General features: G+C 32.0%; 12 protein-coding genes. All 12 read right to left on the reverse strand.

The annotated features are described in order from the left end of the window. Positions 1–5: 5 nt before the first annotated feature. Positions 6–4,139, reverse strand: coding sequence for a CUB domain-containing protein (locus DG435_RS02780; RefSeq protein ID WP_106794594.1), 4,134 nt, complete (start codon positions 4,137–4,139; stop codon positions 6–8). A gap of 135 nt (positions 4,140–4,274) precedes the next feature. After that, complete coding sequence (locus tag DG435_RS02785; protein ID WP_106794593.1) at positions 4,275–5,189, reverse strand: GNAT family N-acetyltransferase; 915 nt, start codon at positions 5,187–5,189, stop codon at positions 4,275–4,277. Positions 5,190–5,218: 29 nt separating this feature from the next. Next, on the reverse strand, positions 5,219–6,358 hold the full coding sequence (locus DG435_RS02790) for a diaminopropionate ammonia-lyase (protein WP_106794592.1): 1,140 nt from the start codon (positions 6,356–6,358) through the stop codon (positions 5,219–5,221). 106 nt (positions 6,359–6,464) lie between these two features. Next, positions 6,465–7,280, reverse strand: a complete 816-nt coding sequence (locus DG435_RS02795) for a prohibitin family protein (RefSeq protein WP_106794591.1) — start codon at positions 7,278–7,280, stop codon at positions 6,465–6,467. A 21-nt stretch (positions 7,281–7,301) separates the two neighbouring features. After that, a complete protein-coding gene (locus DG435_RS02800) occupies positions 7,302–9,332 on the reverse strand; it encodes a hypothetical protein (protein WP_106794590.1) in 2,031 nt (676 codons plus the stop codon). A 165-nt stretch (positions 9,333–9,497) separates the two neighbouring features. Beyond that, positions 9,498–10,244: a 3-oxoacyl-[acyl-carrier-protein] reductase gene (fabG, locus tag DG435_RS02805; protein WP_106794589.1), complete on the reverse strand. Its 747-nt coding sequence runs from the start codon at positions 10,242–10,244 to the stop codon at positions 9,498–9,500. Between the two features lie 143 nt (positions 10,245–10,387). Next, positions 10,388–13,369 (reverse strand): pitrilysin family protein, encoded by a 2,982-nt coding sequence (locus tag DG435_RS02810; protein ID WP_106794588.1) that lies wholly within the window; start codon positions 13,367–13,369, stop codon positions 10,388–10,390. Between the two features lie 277 nt (positions 13,370–13,646). Further along, entirely contained in the window at positions 13,647–13,874 is a 228-nt protein-coding gene (locus DG435_RS02815) for a hypothetical protein (RefSeq protein WP_159025756.1), read from the reverse strand. 145 nt (positions 13,875–14,019) lie between these two features. After that, positions 14,020–15,663: a hypothetical protein gene (locus DG435_RS02820; RefSeq protein WP_108840555.1), complete on the reverse strand. Its 1,644-nt coding sequence runs from the start codon at positions 15,661–15,663 to the stop codon at positions 14,020–14,022. Positions 15,664–15,844: 181 nt separating this feature from the next. Next, on the reverse strand, positions 15,845–16,024 hold the full coding sequence (locus DG435_RS02825; RefSeq protein WP_106793964.1) for a hypothetical protein: 180 nt from the start codon (positions 16,022–16,024) through the stop codon (positions 15,845–15,847). Between the two features lie 172 nt (positions 16,025–16,196). Further along, entirely contained in the window at positions 16,197–18,938 is a 2,742-nt protein-coding gene (locus DG435_RS02830) for a CHAT domain-containing tetratricopeptide repeat protein (protein WP_159025685.1), read from the reverse strand. A gap of 8 nt (positions 18,939–18,946) precedes the next feature. Continuing rightward, a complete protein-coding gene (locus DG435_RS02835) occupies positions 18,947–19,333 on the reverse strand; it encodes a hypothetical protein (RefSeq protein WP_106793962.1) in 387 nt (128 codons plus the stop codon). Between the last annotated feature and the right edge of the window lie 7 nt (positions 19,334–19,340).

A 19,340-nucleotide genomic window follows, 5' to 3' on the forward strand; every position in this document is an offset into this window, starting at 1 on the left:
AATTATTATTTTTTTATAAATTGTTTGATCGTCTTATTTTTTTCTGACTTTAACTCCAGAATATATACTCCTTTGGTTAAGTTCTGTAGATCAATACTATTATTTTGAATAACTCCCTGATTAACAATTTGACCAGTGATATTCATTATTCTATAATTGACTAAAGATGTCGTCTTAGTTGCATTAATATACATAATACCTTCTACCGGATTAGGATAAAAACTTACATCAAAAACTTTACTCTCCTGGTTATTAAGTGTCAAATCAGTTAAGCCTCCTGTCGATCTATCAGCAACAGCTCCTGCGTTTGAGGTAGTTAATGAGATATTATCTACTGCCATATCTCCTTGCCAAGAATTTCCTGAGGTACCCACAAAACGTATTTTTATTGATCTTCCAACATAAGTATTTAAATCAACATTAGCATTATTCCATACATTACCTTGAGCACCTGTTTTACTCCAAATCGATGCCCAGTTTGCTCCGTCATCATCACTTATTTCTAATTTAAGTTCTCCTACTGCATTTCCTAGCATATGATATCTAAATGCAAAACTTGGTGAATTTACTCCATTCAAGTTAAAACATGGAGAGTTAAGGATTGTTGTTTTATTAGGACTGTTTGGAACAGAAGTTTCAACATACACATACTGACTACCTTCTTGTGCTCCAGATGGTCCTGTATCTCTAGAACGTGTTCCTCCTGATTGACGAGTCCAATCAAAATCATCCCCAGCACCTTGAGTCCAACCTCCTAAACTTGCTTCAAATCCTTCGTTATAAGGAAAAGCACTAATACCGTTTGCACAACCAGGGTCTACAACATTACAAGGTGCGCAATCTCCTCCACAATCTACTCCGGTTTCATTTCCGTTTTGAATACCATCATTACAAGTTGGTACTCCCTGAACTGTAGAAGTATATCTAGCTGCCCATCCAGTTGCAGTAACTGATCCATCGGATGTAAATCGAACAAACATTGCATTACCTGTAGAAACTATTTGATTTGGTACTGCTGCTCCAGAGAATCTACCTAATTGCGTTGCGTTAGCATTTTCTCCATCATATACGGTAACAAAATCATAATTAGATTCTGTATTGTAACTATCAAAGTTTAGTGTTACTGTACCTCCATTTCCTGGTTTTATTAACCATGTACAATTTCGGTTATTCGCATAATTTTGTGCACCACTACCATCTTCAAAATTGCCTGAATTTGCTGTTAATGTTGCTCCTCCATTACAAGGATCGGCCGCAGCAGCACTTGTTGTAGTATTAATTATATTACTATCGGCAGATACATTGCCTGCAGCATCTTTAGCTCTTACTTTAAACGCATAAGAAGTATTTGCTGTTAAACCGGTGACTGTTCTATTTGTAGCATTTATAGTTGCTATAACAACTCCATCCTGATATACATCATATTCTGTAACTCCAACATTATCATTAGATGCTGTCCATCCCAAATCTATAGTTGTCTGTGTAATATTTGAGGCAACAAGGTTTGTTGGTGCAGTTGGTGCTTCGTTATCCTGTGCTCCATTTGCTGTGAATGAACCTGTAAACACTCCTCGTCCATAGGTAGAAGCTATAATTTTATTATTATTTTGATCTCCATTTACTTCCCAATAATCAAAAGAAGTTACACTAGCATCACTCATTCCGTTTTGTGATCGAATCCAATTTGGATTTGCTGCATCAAAATTAGTAGTAACCCATACTCCAAGTTGTGTTCCTACAATAACTTCTGTTCTATCTAATGGGTTTTGTAAAATATCTCTAACGGGGATATCAGGAAGATCTCCTTCTTTACTTGACCAATTCACTCCAGCATCAGACGAGTACCATATACTTGTAACTCCATAATTATGAATAGTTACCATGATATCATTTGCTGTTGCTCCTAATCTAACAGAGGAAACAGATCCAACAAAAGGTGTATTTATTTCTGCCCAATTAGCTGCTCCTAAACCAACATTTGTTAATCTTAATAAGCCTCCAGAAGCTGTACCTACATACCATGTATTGTTAGCAAAAGAAGAAGCTATAAAAGCAGTAGGTTTACTAGTCAATAATGCATTTGTAATATCTGCATTTCTATCTCTTGCAACATCTATTGTTTTTATAGAGTAAACTGTATTATTATTAACTCTATGTGTGTTATTTGACAAAAGGAAATTTGCATCACTATCATATCCCATTTGATTTACAAAATCTCCTGAAGAATCATCATCTACAAGAGTAGTTGCTCCTCCTTGGATTCTACTACGTCCATCCCACGGTAAATTAAATCTATAAATAACATTACGAACATAGGTGGCTATCATATATTGACCATCCTTATCAACAAAAGTATAAAATCCATCTCCACCTGTTAATGGTTCGGATCCATTTATCCCTGGCGCTACATTTCTAAATGCCTGAGATCCATTATCCTGAGCTCCAGCAGAGAAAATTCCATTAATATCACCTACTCCATTCGGACCTATACCAGCTTTTACGTATTGTGTTACATTATAATTATTATTTCTTGCTCCAAACACATTATTATTAGCTGCAGTAGATAAACTATTTGCATAGAATATCCCTCCATCATTACCAAAAATTGCTTGGTTTGAATTTCCTGGTCTGAATGCCATTGCATGTTGATCTGCATGCACAATAGAAGCTCCTAATCCAGCTAAATTATTATTGTTAGACCATTTAGAAATCTGGCTCCATGCATTACCACTATTTGTAGATCGAAAAAGATCAATTCCTCCGACGTATACGATATCATCGTTATTAGGATCTGATTCTATCATTAAATCATAAAAAGCCTGTCCTCTGGTAAAATCTTTTGCAGGAATGCCATTATCTACATCATTAGGTAATGCAGTAGCAGTTGGAGCTGTTGCAAAACCATCCAAACTACGATAAACATGAACAGGGTCTATAACTTTATCATTTGCATCTCTTGCAACTCCCTGTGTTAATGCATATATTTTATTTGCATTGGTTTCTGATGCTTCTAACTCTACTCTATTAGAATCATTAAGAGGTGAAGCTGCAGCTTCTGTCCATGTCGCACCATCATCAGAACTATATACTCGTCCTCCTCCATTTCCTAATGGAGAGTTGATTGTACCAACCCATAATCTGTTGTTTGCTCCAACTTCAAAATCATTAGGGACATAGTAATAATTTACATTATTTCTTTGATACTGCATATTAGCAGATTCTACTCTATTCCAGTTAGCTCCACCGTCTATTGATCGGTAAATTCCCGCAGACTGGATTCCTAACCAATTTGCCGGTCCAGAAGAATCCCCATATACATGTGCTCCTACTCCAACAAATAATTCAGTACGATTCTGTGCTGTATTATTCCAGGCTACAATATCATTCACATAATAAATTCCTGAAAGGAAAAGATTTGATGCATTAAAATTAATATTACCTCCTCCAGCTGGTGGAATATTTACCGCCTGCCAGGTGGTTCCTCCATCTGTTGATTGGTATACACCGCTACCCACAACATCTCCTGCTGTATATTGCTCTCCTGTACCTACATACCATGTGTTTGAGTTTCTAGGATCTACAGTTATTGAAGTTACCGAAAGGTTTCCCGGAACATTCTGTACTCGACTCCATTGTGAAGCGGCAGATGTGATATCATTATTAACCCATAGTCCACCACTAACTCCACCAGCATAAACTCTTCTATTGTTTGCATCATTAGGATCAAACAAAATAGCTCGTGTACGTCCTCCAATATCATTGGGACCTCTCTCTACCCAAGGATTATTCTGAGCATCTCCCGGAGCTCTTTTTGATGTATTTGCTAATTGTTTTTGAACTGCGTAGATTTTCTCAGGTTCTGTTTTACCTGTTGCAGGGTTTATAGTTAACTCCCACATTTGTTCAAAATATTTATTTGGTGGAAGTCCTTTGGCTTTTCTCTCAGACTTTGTTAATTTTAAAGTCTCTTTATAGGGGCTGTTTTTTAAATACGAAGCATGTTGTTTTCGTAAATTGGTAATTTCAGTCTCATTTGTACTTTGTTCTAAATTGTCTTTCTTTACAGAGTTTACGACAAGTACTGATAGGGTGACTAATCCTAGGCCCAGTAGAACCGGGCGGATCATTCTTTTTTTCATGTTAGCATTAGTTGAGTTTGAGGAATAAAAGTAGTATAATTATGGTTTTTTACCTAATTTAACATAAAGAAAAGTTAAATTTAACATTTATCATATCACTTTCTTATCCTTAATAAACTCAATACTAATTACATCCTATTTTTCATCACTCCAAGCAACAGAAGACATTTTCCAATTAAGACCTACTTTGATAAATTGAATCGTTTTCATTCCCCTAGATTCAAAATATGAACCGTTTAATTTTCCTGATTTTTTGTAGAGGCAAAATCGTTGTGCAATATTTCCATATATTTCTGTTTTATGTAAAATTTCACTTTCACTAAAATCTGTAAGTGTTCCATCACTCAACATTTTTTTTCTTGGAGTTATAAACTCATTAATATTATAGATTTCTGGAACACCATGGGTATTACTTATTATAATACCATTAGAAATAAATATGTCTTCTATATCTTCAACATTAGGAATCTTCCCTCCTACATTAGTAAACAGACTAAAAAACCTCGTTGTAAGTTTACTTATTTCGGTTTCTTCTTTAGTGTCTGTAGGGGTAGAAAAAAATAAAACCGTATCCTTTTCTGATAATTCTATGGTTTTCTCAAAACGTAATCCTATTTTATTTAACAATTTAATTGAAGCTATATTATTTGGGTTTGTTATTCCAACAATTTTGTCGAGATCTAAGGTGTTTTTAGCATAGCTCATTGTTGCATTGCTTATTTCGTAGCCATAACCCATCCCTAAATATTCTGGAAGCATTGCAAATCCGATATCGATATCTTCTAGTGTTTCTCTATTTACTAATCCACACATCCCTATAGAAACATCAGTTTCTTTTAATGCAACTACCCATAAACCAAAACCATTTTCTTTATAACTTTTTATTAAGTTGTTTTTTAAATATTCCTTTGCATCAGCATCTGTCCTAACATTTCTGTCTCCAATAAATTCTATAAACTTTGGAGAATTCATTAATTTTAAAACAAAGTCAGAATCTTCTAAATTAAATTCGCGCAGAGACAATCTTTCGGTTTCTAGTATTTTTCTCATTTACATCTTAATTTTCTATGTTCTATTAATTATTCCTCACTTATAATTCTATTAAACATATCTATATCTGTTGCACCTTCGGTACTTATAAAAAGAATATTAGTGGTTTCATTTATATTTAGTTCTTCTTTTATAGGTTTACATTCTTGCTCTGTCATGATTGCAACAAAACCTGCTAAACCGCTAGCACCGGATTCTCCAGAAATTATTTTCGCATCTGATCCATTAGAAAAATAAAGTTCCCGAATTGCTTCTCTTGAATATTTATCATCAATTTTGATGGATACATCACTTCCATTTTTTAGTAAGTCCCAGGCTCCTAATGAAGGCGTTCCGCAATTAAGCCCCGCCATTATTGTTTTACTATTCCCTAGTGAAGTAGTAATTTTTCCTTTTTTAAACGAAGCTAGAATAGCATCTGCTTCTGTTGGTTCTACAATAATAATCTTAGGACGGTTTATACCGTATCTTTCTAAGTAATACCTAATTCCTGTTCCTGCAAAACTCCCAACACCAGCCTGTAGAAAAACAAGATCTATTTTTGGATTTGGTATAAGATGAAGACTATCTTCCATTTCCTGAAAAAGCGTTAAATATCCACCCATAATATAGGCTGGTATTTCTTCATAATTCTCCCAGGCAGTATCCTGTACTAGCTCCCATCCATTTTTTTCACTTACTTCTTTGGCATAAACGCAGGTTTTATCATAATTACCATCTACTTGTTCAACTATTGCTCCTTCTTTCTCAATAGCTTTTATGCGTTGATTTGTCGTGCCTTTTGGGACAAAAACTACTGCTTTTTTATTAAAAAACTTCGCAGACCATGCTACAGCTCTTCCATGATTACCATCTGTAGCAGTACAGAAAGTTTCTATCTGTGATTTCTTTTTAAGAATCTGATATATAGCGTATGAAGCTCCTAACCCTTTAAATGCATTTAAACCAAACCGAAATGATTCATCTTTGATATAAATATTACCAACATTATACTTTTTGGAAAGGTTAGGTAAATGAACTAAAGGCGTTGGTTTATATCCTGGTAAAGAAGAATGAAATGCCTTTGTATCATCACATTTATCCAGAATAGAAGTAGTTGTATTATCTACAAACGTATTATCTGGATTATTGATGTAAAACGAAGAATCCTTCTTATTTTTTATCTTCATTTAAATATTTTTTATGTTTACCAAAAATGTTTTAAACGTATTTCAACTCATAAAAAGAACAGGCACCCTAGAGTGCCTGTATATATAATCATGTGATCCAGTTTTTTTACTGATTACCAAGAATTATTGGCATTCCGTTTTTTCCTGATCCAACAACTACAACCTTAGCATTAGGTGATTTTGCCAATTGTAATGTTGCTTCAATTCCTTTTTCTGTAAGAATTTTATCTGTTAATGAAGCACTCAAAATCTGGTTAGCTACTGCTTTACCTTCTGCGTCAATTTTTTGTCTTTCAGCTTCTTTTTTGGCTTTTTCTAATCTAAACTCATATTCCAGAGCTTCTTGCTCTTGCTTTAGTTTACGTTCGATTGCTTCTTTGATTGTAGGTGGCAATGTTACATCACGTACCAATACTTCATTAAGCTGAATGTATTGATTTCCTACTATTTTTTTTGTCTCTTCAAAAATTTCTTTTTGAATTGCATCTCGTTTACTAGAATACAATTGTTCTGGAGTATATCTTCCTACTACACTACGAGCTGCAGATCGTATTGTTGGCAACAAAACTCGTGCAACATAGTTTTCTCCTTTTTGCTGGTGTAATAGCCCTAATTTATCATAATCTGGTTGAAACCATGCAGAAGCATCTAATTTAATTTCTAATCCGTTAGAAGAAAGTACTTGCATTTTTTCAAAAACTTCTTGCTGTCGTACTTCATAAACGATTACTTTATTCCAGGGAGCAACTAGATGAAAACCTTCTCCCAGAGGTGGACCATCTGTAACCACACCTCCTCCAAATGTTTTATAAAGCACACCGGCTTCTCCAGAACCAATAGTTTCTGTTGATTTTGAAATAAAGACGATTGCTAATACTAATAGAATTAGAATAGGCAATCCTATTTTTGGTAATTTTTCCATAATAATTTTGAGTTTTTAATTTTAAATAAGTCCGTTATATTTTCGTGCAAACCACTCTATAGTAAGTAACAAAATAACTATTGCCAAAAGATATTTCCAGTCTATTAAAGATACTACATTTTCCTTATTTTTCTGTATGGTTTGATATCTTTGATCTTCTAGCAGTTCTTTTATAAGCGTGTCTTTTTGGTTTAAATAATATGACTTCCCATTAGTATTAGTAGCTACTTGCTTTAGTTTTGTTACATCTGCATTAAGAAATTGTTGTTCTACATCATATTCTAGAATTGCAAAACTTCCAGAACGTGCTATATTCTCACCTAATACTGTTACTGTATATTCATAATTTCCTGCTTCAAGATTACTCAAATCTACTTCATATGAATTATTTTTCAATAACATAGGAATAGTCTGGGTAGCTTCTGTTTCTTTATTTTTAATCGAAATCCTTAAATTTCCTCTCCTGTCAAATTCATAATTCTTTGTAAAATACTCTGCTTTAATAACAACACTGGCATTACCATAATAAAATGACTCTGAGATGGTATTTAATCTACTCTTTCTTTTATTAGAAGCCAGATACTGGATTAGTTTACCAAAAAACTCGTCAAAATCTTCAAATTTTTGAGTATCTAAATAATTTTGAGCTCTCCATCTCCATATTCCTTCTCCAAACAAAACTGCTTCTCTTATCCCTCCCCGTTCTATAGTAGCAAGTAATATTTCTTCAGTATCAATATTACTTACCGTTCTGTATAATAAAGGGTCGTGATTGGAATTCATTCTAATTTCGCCAAAAGTTCCTATTAAAGGAGGGTAACTTTGAAAACCAATATCTTCTTGAAGAAATGCTCCATAATTATTATTATATCTGGGAACATAATATTCATTTTGCCGTGTAATTTCCTGGGTATACTTATTTTGGATCCTATTAAGAAAAACCCAATCTGTTTTTGGGCCGGTAATCGTAAAATAATTTTTTTTCAGAGTATTTAATTTTTCATAAACTCCTCTATATCTGGTGTTGGGTTGATATAGTATAACTAACTGATAATCGTTTAAATCCCTCTTCTCATTAGGTTTACTAATCGTAATACTTCGTCTTTCATTGCTTTCAACACTTTTCTTTATAGCTCCAAGATCTGGGTGTACTATATCACTTATCAATAAGACATTGGTTTTTTGATCAATTACCTCTACTGCAAAAGTTTTTGAATTATTTATTGTATTTTTTTCTATATCCAAAGGTGTCAATACGGCAACATATTGATTTACACCTACTCTATTAGCCGGAAGCGTAAAATTAACCACTGTAGAGTTATTTGCTCCTGAGAAAGAAACAGGTTGAGAAAAAATTGTATTACTTCCTGATTTTACTTGAAATATAGTTGTAATCTCCTCATTACCAGAATATGTAAGAATTACCTCTACGGGAAATTTATTTTTTAAATATGCATAACGATTAACATTAAGTTGTTGAATTTTTGTATCCAATACCTTAATTGTATCTCCAGAAATAATTGGATACACAGCTTGCTTATACCCTAAACTACTAAACTGATAATCTTTACCATAAGTTTGATTTCCATCTGTGATCACAATTGTGGGTGCAATTGTATTTTTATGAATTTGCTCAAGTTCTTCTAACGCTTTTGAAATATTGGTCTGTTTTTGATCAAAAGAAAAACGTAAAGAATCATTTAATTTATCAGAAAACGAATAATAAGTAATGTCAAACCTTTCATTGAGTTCTTCATGCTCTGTAATTTGATTTGCAAACTGAGTAACATCCTGATCTTGCTTAAGATATTTTATTGAAGAAGAATTATCCACTGCAACCACCAAAACCGGTTTCTCTATATAGTATGTATTCTTCTTGAAGGTAGGATTAATTAACAACAATAATAGCGCAAAAACGCTAAGGAAACGTAAAAAAGCAAAAAACAGGATATTTTTTTTCCTGTTTTTTGTCTTATACCAATATTGAAACAATGCAACAATTAGTGCTGTTATAAAAGCGGCTATGATCAATAAGATTGTTTGTGTTTGCATTCTATAAATTACAATATACGATGGTCGAGTTACGAATTACGGTTCGTCTTAGAGCGTTAAGTGCAACTCTTTTCATACAAGTTGAAATTTAATAACTTTAGAATCAAAAAATATTAAAATATTCAAAAAAAAATGATTCTGAAACCGCTCATCGTAATTCTAAAATCAGGTAAGCATTCCTCCATCCACATTAAGTACTTGTCCTGTAATATATGCACTTAAATCACTTGCCAGAAACAAACATGTATTTGCAATATCTTCTGGACTACCACCTCGTTTTAGCGGAATAGCATTACGCCATCCTTCGACAACTTTTTCGTCAAGTTTTTCTGTCATTTCAGTTTCAATAAAACCGGGTGCAACTACATTACTTCTAATATTTCTAGATCCAAGCTCTAACGCAACAGATTTTGAAAAGCCAATAATTCCTGCTTTTGAAGCTGCATAATTAGCTTGACCTGCATTACCTTTTACTCCAACAACAGAACTCATGTTTATTATACTTCCTTTACGTTGTTTAAGCATAGTTCTTTGAACAGCCTTAGTCATATTAAATACGCTTTTCAGGTTTACTTCGATAACTTTATCAAAATCTTCCTCACTCATACGCATTAAAAGGTTATCCTTTGTAATACCTGCATTATTCACTAAAACATCAATACTACCAAATGTTTCTAAGACATCTGCAGCTAATTCCTGTGCCTGATCGTAACTTGCAGCATTACTTTGATACCCTTTAGCTTTTATTCCTAATCCATTTAATTCTTTTTCTAATGTCTTAGCTGCTTCAACAGAAGAACTATAAGTGAAAGCAATATTAGCTCCTTGCTGTGCAAAAATTTCTGCTATTCCTTTGCCAATACCACGAGTAGCTCCAGTGATAATAGCTGTTTTACCTTGTAAAAGATTCATTCGTTATGTTTATAATTTTTGTGGTATCTAAACCCGTTATAATTTGCAATGTGAATTCAAATATAAGAATTACAAACAGGTCAACAGCAATAAACCCTGTGATTTCTCACAGGGTTTATAAATTAATAATCGTTTATCTGATTTTACAGTTTTATATCTTCATTTTTCTTCTCGTAATTAAAAAGATAATCAACATCCATTTCTTTAACTACACCTAATTTAGATAACGCATCCATATTTACATCTTTTTTATTACCAACTACAAGTACGTTATAGGTTTCTCCTTTTATATTTTCATTAAAGAAAGACTTAAGATCTTCCAGAGTCATATCTTTAATGGTATTATACATTTCTTCTCGGTTATCATTATCGATTCCTCTTTTCTTCAATCCTTCATAAGTCCAGAAAATTTTAGATTTAGTTATACGCTGAGCAGCAATTTTCTTTAATGTTGCTTCTTTTGCAGCGTTAAACTGTTCTTCTGCTTCTGGCATATTAGTCATTAAATCCATCATTGCATCTACTGCCTGAGGCATTTTATTTGCCTGGGTACCTATATATGCATATACATAATTAGAATCTCCTTTTTCTGATGCTGTTGAATATGCAGAAAATGCAGAGTATGCTAATGATTTTGACTCTCTAATTTCTTGAAACACTATAGACGATAATCCACTACCAAAGTATGTATTAAACAATCTTGAAGCTGCCATTTTACCAGAATCAAACTCTGATCCTTTTGCCAAAAATATCATTTCACTCTGTACCATATCATAATCAACAAAGTACACATTACCTCCGGTTTCTTTTTGGACGTATTTAACTTCTTCTGGATAGTCTAACAATTCACCCTGAACCTTATGATTTTTGTTTATAGAAGCTATTGCTGCATCTACATCTTTACCATAATAAAATATACGTTGTTTAAAATTACGAAGCTCTTTAATTTTATCTACTAATTCCTGTGGATTAACAGCCTGCAACTCTCCTATTGTATAGATATTACGTAAAGGAGAATTATCACCATACATACCATAGCTCATCAACCCATTCCATAAAATATTTCCTTTTTGCGTTTTTGAATCCTGACGTCCTTTTGCTATCTGATCTACATATTTTGCATATGTTTCCTGGTTAGGAACTGCATTAGTCCATAAATGCTCTAATAAAGCCAAGCCTGCATCAAGGTTTTCTTTTAATCCAGAAATACCGACATAAGTTTTATCAGAACCTGCATTTACAAAATAATCAATCCCTAGTTTATAGAATTCCTTTTTCAGTTCTTCTGGAGAGTATTTATCTGTACCTAAATAATCTAAATATCCTGTTGCCAGAGAAACTTTACGATCATTATCTCTTCCCATATCAAAAATGATACTCAGACTAAATAAGTCATTATTAGGATTATCAATATAAGATACTTTTAATTCACTAGTTGTCTTAGTTTCTTTAATTGCTGATTTATAATCAATATACTTAGGTGTTAAAGCAGGAGTTTCTTGCTGAGCAAATGCCTTGATAAATTCTGATTGTTTATCTCTGTTTAACTCTACAGGAGTAATACCGGGATTTTCTACTTTAGTAATATTTTTATCTTCTCCTTTACGCTTGTATATCACCACATAATTATCCTTATAAAAAGAATTTGCAAAATCTACTAATTCTTGTTTTGAAACTTTCTTAAGCTCATTTAAAAATTCGACTTTATCTTTCCAATCTTCTCTATGAATAAATGCATTGTAATATGCCGAAGCTAATGCAGTATTATTTTCATATTCTCTTGTTTGGCTAAGTTTTAGGTCATTAACCACTGCAGAAATCATCCACTCGTCAAACTCTCCTTTTTTTAACTTATCGATTTGAGAGAGCAATAAATCTTTCACTTCATCCAGAGTCTGATCTGCTTTTGGTGATCCATAAAATTGATGGTACCCATAATCATTTAAAAATGTAGGTGAACAACCTGCATTTTGAACTACTTGCTTTTGATTTAAGTTCAAATCAATTAGACCAGCATTACCATTAGCCAATAACATATCTGCTAGTGTTAGCAATTTTTCTTCTTTTGTACCAATAGCACCAGAACGAAATGCTACAGAGACAGATTCTGCAGTAGGTCCAAATACTTCTTTAATAACCGGACTGGTTATTGGGTCTTCTTTTGGTAATACGGGGTGAACAACTTCTTTCTTCTCAAAACTACCAAAAGCTTTGTTTACTTTCTGTATAGTTTGATCAAAATCAATATCTCCAACCAATACCATAGCCATATTATTAGGAACATAATACTTGTCAAAATAATTATGTATCGCTACCATTGAAGGATTCTTAAGATGCTCAGAGGTTCCTATTGTTTTTTGTTGCCCATATGGGTGATTGGGGAACAACCCTTCTAGCATTGCAGCGTATGATTTCCATCCATCGCTATCCTGTCCTCTATTAAATTCTTCATAAACAGCTTCTAACTCTGTATGAAACAAACGCAATACCAGTTGGCTAAATCGCTCACTTTCTACATTAAGCCATTTATCTAGTTCATTAGCCGGGATTTTGTTTTTATATACAGTCTCTTCAAACCACGTATGTGCATTGGTTCCTTCTGCTCCTAAAGAACTAATCATTTTATCATATTCATTAGATATAGATATTTTTGAGGCTTCGAAAGAAACTTCATCAATCTTCTTATATATCTCCTTCTTTTTATCTGCATCTGTTTCTGCTTTATGTTGTTCATATAAATCAGAAATCTGTTGTAGTAATACTTTTTCTTTTTCAAAATCCTGAGTACCTATCTCATCAGTACCTTTAAAAACCATATGCTCTAAATAATGAGCAAGCCCCGTAGCTTCTTTAGGGTCATAATTTGAACCAGCTCGTACGGCTATAAAAGTTTGAATTTTTGGTTCTTCTTCATTTTTAGCTAAATATACTTTTAAGCCATTCTCCAAGGTATATAGTCTTAACCCTGTTGGATCGTTAGTAACAGTTTCATAGTTGAAACCTGCTGTGTCGGTATGTTGTTCGACTTTAATTTCTTGCGAAACACTCGTTTCTGATGATGATTTTTTACAATTGCTAAGACAAATGACTGACAGCAATAACAAAACCGTTTTAATTAATTTCATATGTTATTTTAATTATTTTATGGTGCCTTGTAACACACCAGAGTTGATTATATGAGTTAGTTTATAATTAATGTACTATAATACGTGTAGTAATTATCAATGTTACAAATATTAAGGTTTTTTTAACAGTATTTGCCGTAATTGAAAGAAAAGAAGTAATGCATATTATATCAAGGGCAACGGTATCCCTTTAAAAAAATAGCCATCTCCCTATAAAGTTTAAAAAGGAAGATGGCTAACTATTAAAGATTTGTTACCATTAGAAATTTTCTAATGATTATGGAGTATAAAATACGACCGTAGGTGTACCTCCTCCGTCATAACAGTGCTGAGTCATATTAAGTCCTGCAGGGCCTGTAGAAGAAGCATTTCCTTCCCAACCTGGACCTTCTGGAAAATCACATGTTACCTGTACATGCGTACCTATATTCCTTCGACCTCCTTTGATGTTTTTTAACTCGCTTTTATTTAGAGTTAACCCTAAACTTGAAATGTTTTTTAACATATGTTTCATTTTTTTAATTTTAATTATTGTGAATCGTTTATTCTTTCTTTTGATGGTTGATATACACTTCAATCTTGAATAACAGTCAACCATTTGCGCATTCATTTTGACAACAAGCTCCATAGCTGGTATAGAACCTAATTAATTAATCAGTGTATATTATTCTACTTCCTTTCCAGGTGTTTCCTTTTCTTGAAGCTCCTACAAAATCCATTTTTACATCATCATAGTCATATAAGTGAGGTATTATAATGTTACCTAAGGCATCTCCAACATTAGAAATATCTGTAGAATAATTTCCTTGAGCATCAACATTGACATTAAACTTAAAACCTAATCCAAAATTATAATCTAAGCGATTAACAATTTTCTTCGTATTTGCTACTCTTTTTTCTAAATCTACATAGTTCATATAAACAACCGTAGGAGTATAAATAATATGTGTTACATTTTTTGGTTGTCTATTCTTATATGATTGAACTATACTTTTTGCTCCCTGCCATACGCCTTGATAAAATAACTCTCTCATTTTATTTACAGACAAATCATAACCTGGAGTATCTGAAAGAAATTCTGTAACAACAACTTCGCTTATAAACGGAATATCTGGGAATGGTGGTTTTTGATATTGATTTTGGTAGTTAATAATTTGTGATTGACTATCGAAAACTTTGTCCTCAAAGAAATATAATTTTTGAGGAGCATACGATTGAGGGAAATTAGGAATATCTATCGTGTATTTAAAAGAAGCCTGACTAATAGACAAGGCTACTTCATCCGTTTTTTTAGCATGCCATCCCCATCCTTTTTTTTGATGCTTAACTTTTACACCTATAGAATTCCAAATTAAATAATTTTCTTTCCAATATTTTGTTTTGGTTCTATACTTTGAATCAAAATTAGCAAAACATTTTTTAGTCACACCAAACAAACCAAAACCATTATTAAGAAATCCATTTAATGTATCACAACCACCTAAATTATCTATCAAGTTTACTAAATTTTGTGTGTGATCAACTGGTGGAGTATAACCTCCGCCACCTCCGCCTCCATAGTCGCAGTCATCATTAAAGAATTCTTCCATACCAGAATTAAAAAAACCACATACTTCTTCCTGTGGATACATTAACTTATGGGTCGTTGGTAAGGATTTTGTTATTTGAGAAGTTAGTTTAATATTACCTCTCCTTAGAGATTTAGGCTCAGGTGTCAAGTATTCAATATCATTAACTCGAATATAATTGTCTAAAAGTTGTTTTTCATTTTTATGAACAGAAAACAGACCACTATATGTGTATTTGTACAACGTGTCGTTTACAATTATCTCTCTTTCATCATTAAGAATAGAGGCAAATTCGTCATCTGCAATCAATTCATCATCAAACTCTATAACCAACTCTCCTTCTTTATCAATCTCTATTGGAATAATAAGTGTAGCACGTGGATTGATAGAAAGTAACTTCTGTATTTTAGCCTTTTTCTTTTCTGAAAACTCCATAATTCTTTTCTGGTCGTTTTCTTTAAAGTGTGGGTATAAAGGTTTAAAGCCTTTTTGATAGAATAAGTCTAATTTAACTTCTTTATCTTCATCACTTAATTCTTTCAAATCTTTGATTGTACTTTCTAATACGTCTTTATTAGAAAAAGATAGAATTCCATTTTGAACTTCGATTTTACCTCCAATTTTACTTTCAATTGATTGGTTGTCTATCAATTCGATAGTATCATCTTTTTGACAAGAAACTAATAATAGAATACTAACTATTAATAAATATTTGATTTTTTTCATTTCATTATTTTTAAAAAATTTGTTTAGGATTTAACATTTTTATTTGATTTGTATCCGGAAAGGAACTTACAGTATATTATTCTGATTGTTTAATCATCAAGGCATATCTATTTCAGTAGAAAAATATGAGCTTTAAACGATGTACTGTTTGTTTACCTAATCCTCTAGTTTGATTTTTAGATTATAGACAATGACGACCTGCCGGGTATCTACCAGTTTGTTTTTCAAACGTGGCACATACTCCACTACTACAATCAGAATTCTTACTACAAGTATCAGGAGCAGCTATGTAAAGACCTCCAAAAATTGTTTTTTGCTCTTTTTTTGGTAAAACTTTACCTAAATTATTTAAGTTCTTCATAAAATTAAAAATTTGATAATCATACTTAATGTGAACATTTCCAGACACTCACAGTATATGTCTATTCTTCGCGAAAGAATTTTTATGATATAATTAGAAAAGAAAAAAAAGATTCTCTTTTAATAATTATGCTGTCCTGTGACCATAATCAGTATTTTGTTACCCAAAAAAATTATCTTTTTTTGACAAAAAACAGTAAAACACTGATTATCAATACTAAAGAAAGAAATAAAACAACTCCATAGAAGAGATTATTGAATGGAAATAATTTGGTTTCTGAATCACCGATTAACACAAATGTTGCCCAATAATGTGGAGAAGCGTCTGATAAAGAAGTGGAGTTTATATATTTAATTTTTGCATTATGCAAAGCTTTAGATTTAGTTTGCCCCTTATCTAAATTACTATAAAAGCTTTCCATTATTTGAGCTGTAGATTTATCATTAGCATTCCATAGAGATGAAATCACCGTATTAGTCCCTGCATAGAAAAATCCTCTAGCCAAACTCATAACACCCTCACCTTTAGCCATTTTTCCTAAAGACGTATTACAAGCACTTAATACCACTAATTCTGCTTGATTTCTGGACGTGTATAACTCGTGATATTCTAAACTAGTATCATTAAATGCTATTTGAAGGTTATCCGAAAAATTAGCATGTGTAGCCAGATGGATTATTTTATGGTTCTCTATTTTGGATAAAAAGTTTTGCTTAGATGCTTCCTTTTCTATGTAACTATTTAAGGATATATAATCATCTATAGCACTAATTTCATTGATACTGTTGGTAATATCATCTAAATCACTATGTGCAAAAGTTACTGGAGCAAAGGCTACTAAATCCATAGATGGTTTTCTCTTTACTGTAGCATTATGCTGTAAAAAAGACATAGAATATGCATAACTTATTTCATTGTCTTCTATAAGATATCGATTTGTATTCTTATCAACTACTAAAGATTCAAAAGGAATATATTGTAGCGTACCATCAGGAATTATAATGAGGTGTTTTTGATTTAAAGACATTGAGATTTTGCCTTTTGGAATCAATAAAGTATATAATTCGGAAGCTATTTCCTGAAATCTTAATCTATCTTCTTCTGTCTCAAAAGGTTTCGATAATTGATTTCTGTATGTTCTGATCAGTTTTTCTACAGCTTTTAATTCGCTTATTCTTATTATTTCTGTTTTGGTATTAGAAACCAAAACAGCATACAATTCACTAAAAGAATCATCATCAACATCCATATTACTAACATAAGATATGATAACACTGTCTTTATCTAAAGTTTCTTGAATTTTCTTTAAATCAATTATGCTAGTCGTTTCTTTTTCTTTGTAATAATCTGGAAATACTATTTGTAAGGAGTCTTCTTGTTTCTGATATTGTTGTTTTAATTCAAAACGTTTATATTCTAACCTCTTAATACTGTCTCTATTTTTCTGAGAAGAAATTAAATTTTCTAAACCTAGAATCTGTTTTTTAAGCTCATTTTCTCGTTCTAATACTTCATCTGGTAATTGCCATTTATCAGTATTCTTAAGGATGTCCTCTGTTAAAAGTAATGCTTTCTTTTTTTCTGAAAAGTAAAAGGCTTTTTCTTCTTTATCTAGAATTTCACAAACCAGTATTCCCTTTAGATAAATTTCTGAAGCTTTTTTTCGCCAGTTTAATCTTGATTCTTCTTCCTTGCTAACATCGAGTAAAATATCAACTAATTTATCTGCTGATAATAAATTAGAAAGCGCAAGTTCAATATGCTTAGTATTATTTTCTTTCTCATATAATTTTATAAGAATAGTTGCTTTCTGAATCAAGGCTAATAAAACATAGTACTGATTATCCGAAATTATTAAATCATTCTGCCTGGGTAAAGCCGAAATATTCTGATCCAGACGAGTACTCTCAATTAGAGATTTTTGAATATTAACAAGTGCATCTTGATACTCATTCTTTTCTAAATAATAATTACTCAATTGATGGTATACAATAGACTTCTCTTCTCTTCTTCGAGAATATTTCAATCCATTATTCAAAAAAAAGAGAACGCTGTCTTTTTGTGCTTCATCTTTAGCATCTATATACAATCTTCCAAGGTTGGTATAAGATGTACACATAAAAGTAGAATCATTATCCTGTATGGCTTTATTTAGATTTCGATAACTATAATATCTAGCTTTATGAAAATCTAATCTTTCTTCTGTAGTATAATAATTTGCATAGTCATTATTCAAAGTACGATAATCGTTTAATGAATAATCTTGAACAAGAAGAAAAAGCTGATTAGTTTTATTCATCACTTCAAACATTTGGTCTAGACTTGTTTTAGTATCTATACCAAATAAAACATGATAATAATCTATATATTTTTTTATTAAAAGTTTCTTTTTATCAAATTTTTCTAAACCAGTAATCCCACGAGAATAGTAATCCTTTGATCTAAAAAAATCCCCTCTTTTATAATAATACTTTCCTAATTCACAAAATGCCTTGGCGGTACTATATTCATCGGTATTAATATCAACTACTTCTTGATAACAAGTTATAGATTTTTCAAAATTCTTTACAAGGGAATAAAAAAGCCCTAAATTATATAGAGCTTTTGCATACATATCATTTCTTAAATTTAACTTTCGATATACTGATATTTCGTATTCTACATAGTTAATTCCCTTTGTATATAAATCTTCTCGATAGAGTTTTCTAGAAAATTCATGAGCGATTTTAATACTATGTAAATACTGTTCTTTTTTCTCATAAAGATCTATAATACTATCAACTTCTTTTTCAATACTAGAAATAGTGATATCCTTACGATCCCATAAAGATTCGTAATATTCATACAGATCCTGAGCATTTCCATTTATTGTTATGCACAAGAAGCCTATCCATAGAAATTTATACGATTTCAATATTAATCTTAATTATAGTCTTTACAGTTAGCATTCAACGTCACTTTATCCATATCTTCTTTGTCAGGATTGGTAAGTGGTGCAGGATCTTTTGCATAATAAATTTCTGCATTTATTACCCAAACTTCAACATCGTCATTATCCTTAATTTCACATTCTTCCCAACTTAACAACAGACCGGTGCGGATGTAATTGCCTCTAACTTTTTCTTTATTATATTCCGAAGTTCCTTTTCTATATTCAATTAAAACTTCCATAGTTCTAACTGCACGTGTCTGCTTAACATCTGTTTCTTTAGTAACATCATAAGATATATCAGTATCATAAGTACAACTTACCACAGACAAAAATGCACATATAATCAATACTATATTTAAAAAAAAACTTCTTTTCATCACTATA

It is taken from the genome of Aquimarina sp. Aq78 (assembly GCF_900299525.1).
GTDB lineage: Bacteria > Bacteroidota > Bacteroidia > Flavobacteriales > Flavobacteriaceae > Aquimarina.

Excerpts from the sequence above, each read along its gene's own strand:
- DG435_RS02815 (WP_159025756.1), bottom strand. The coding sequence starts at position 13,874 with ATGTTAAAAAACATTTCAAGTTTAGGGTTAACTCTAAATAAAAGCGAG.
- DG435_RS02810 (WP_106794588.1), bottom strand. The coding sequence starts at position 13,369 with ATGAAATTAATTAAAACGGTTTTGTTATTGCTGTCAGTCATTTGTCTT.
- DG435_RS02825 (WP_106793964.1), bottom strand. The coding sequence starts at position 16,024 with ATGAAGAACTTAAATAATTTAGGTAAAGTTTTACCAAAAAAAGAGCAA.
- DG435_RS02780 (WP_106794594.1), bottom strand. The coding sequence starts at position 4,139 with ATGAAAAAAAGAATGATCCGCCCGGTTCTACTGGGCCTAGGATTAGTC.
- DG435_RS02800 (WP_106794590.1), bottom strand. The coding sequence starts at position 9,332 with ATGCAAACACAAACAATCTTATTGATCATAGCCGCTTTTATAACAGCA.
- DG435_RS02790 (WP_106794592.1), bottom strand. The coding sequence starts at position 6,358 with ATGAAGATAAAAAATAAGAAGGATTCTTCGTTTTACATCAATAATCCA.
- fabG (WP_106794589.1), bottom strand. The coding sequence starts at position 10,244 with ATGAATCTTTTACAAGGTAAAACAGCTATTATCACTGGAGCTACTCGT.
- DG435_RS02820 (WP_108840555.1), bottom strand. The coding sequence starts at position 15,663 with ATGAAAAAAATCAAATATTTATTAATAGTTAGTATTCTATTATTAGTT.
- DG435_RS02835 (WP_106793962.1), bottom strand. The coding sequence starts at position 19,333 with ATGAAAAGAAGTTTTTTTTTAAATATAGTATTGATTATATGTGCATTT.
- DG435_RS02785 (WP_106794593.1), bottom strand. The coding sequence starts at position 5,189 with ATGAGAAAAATACTAGAAACCGAAAGATTGTCTCTGCGCGAATTTAAT.
- DG435_RS02795 (WP_106794591.1), bottom strand. The coding sequence starts at position 7,280 with ATGGAAAAATTACCAAAAATAGGATTGCCTATTCTAATTCTATTAGTA.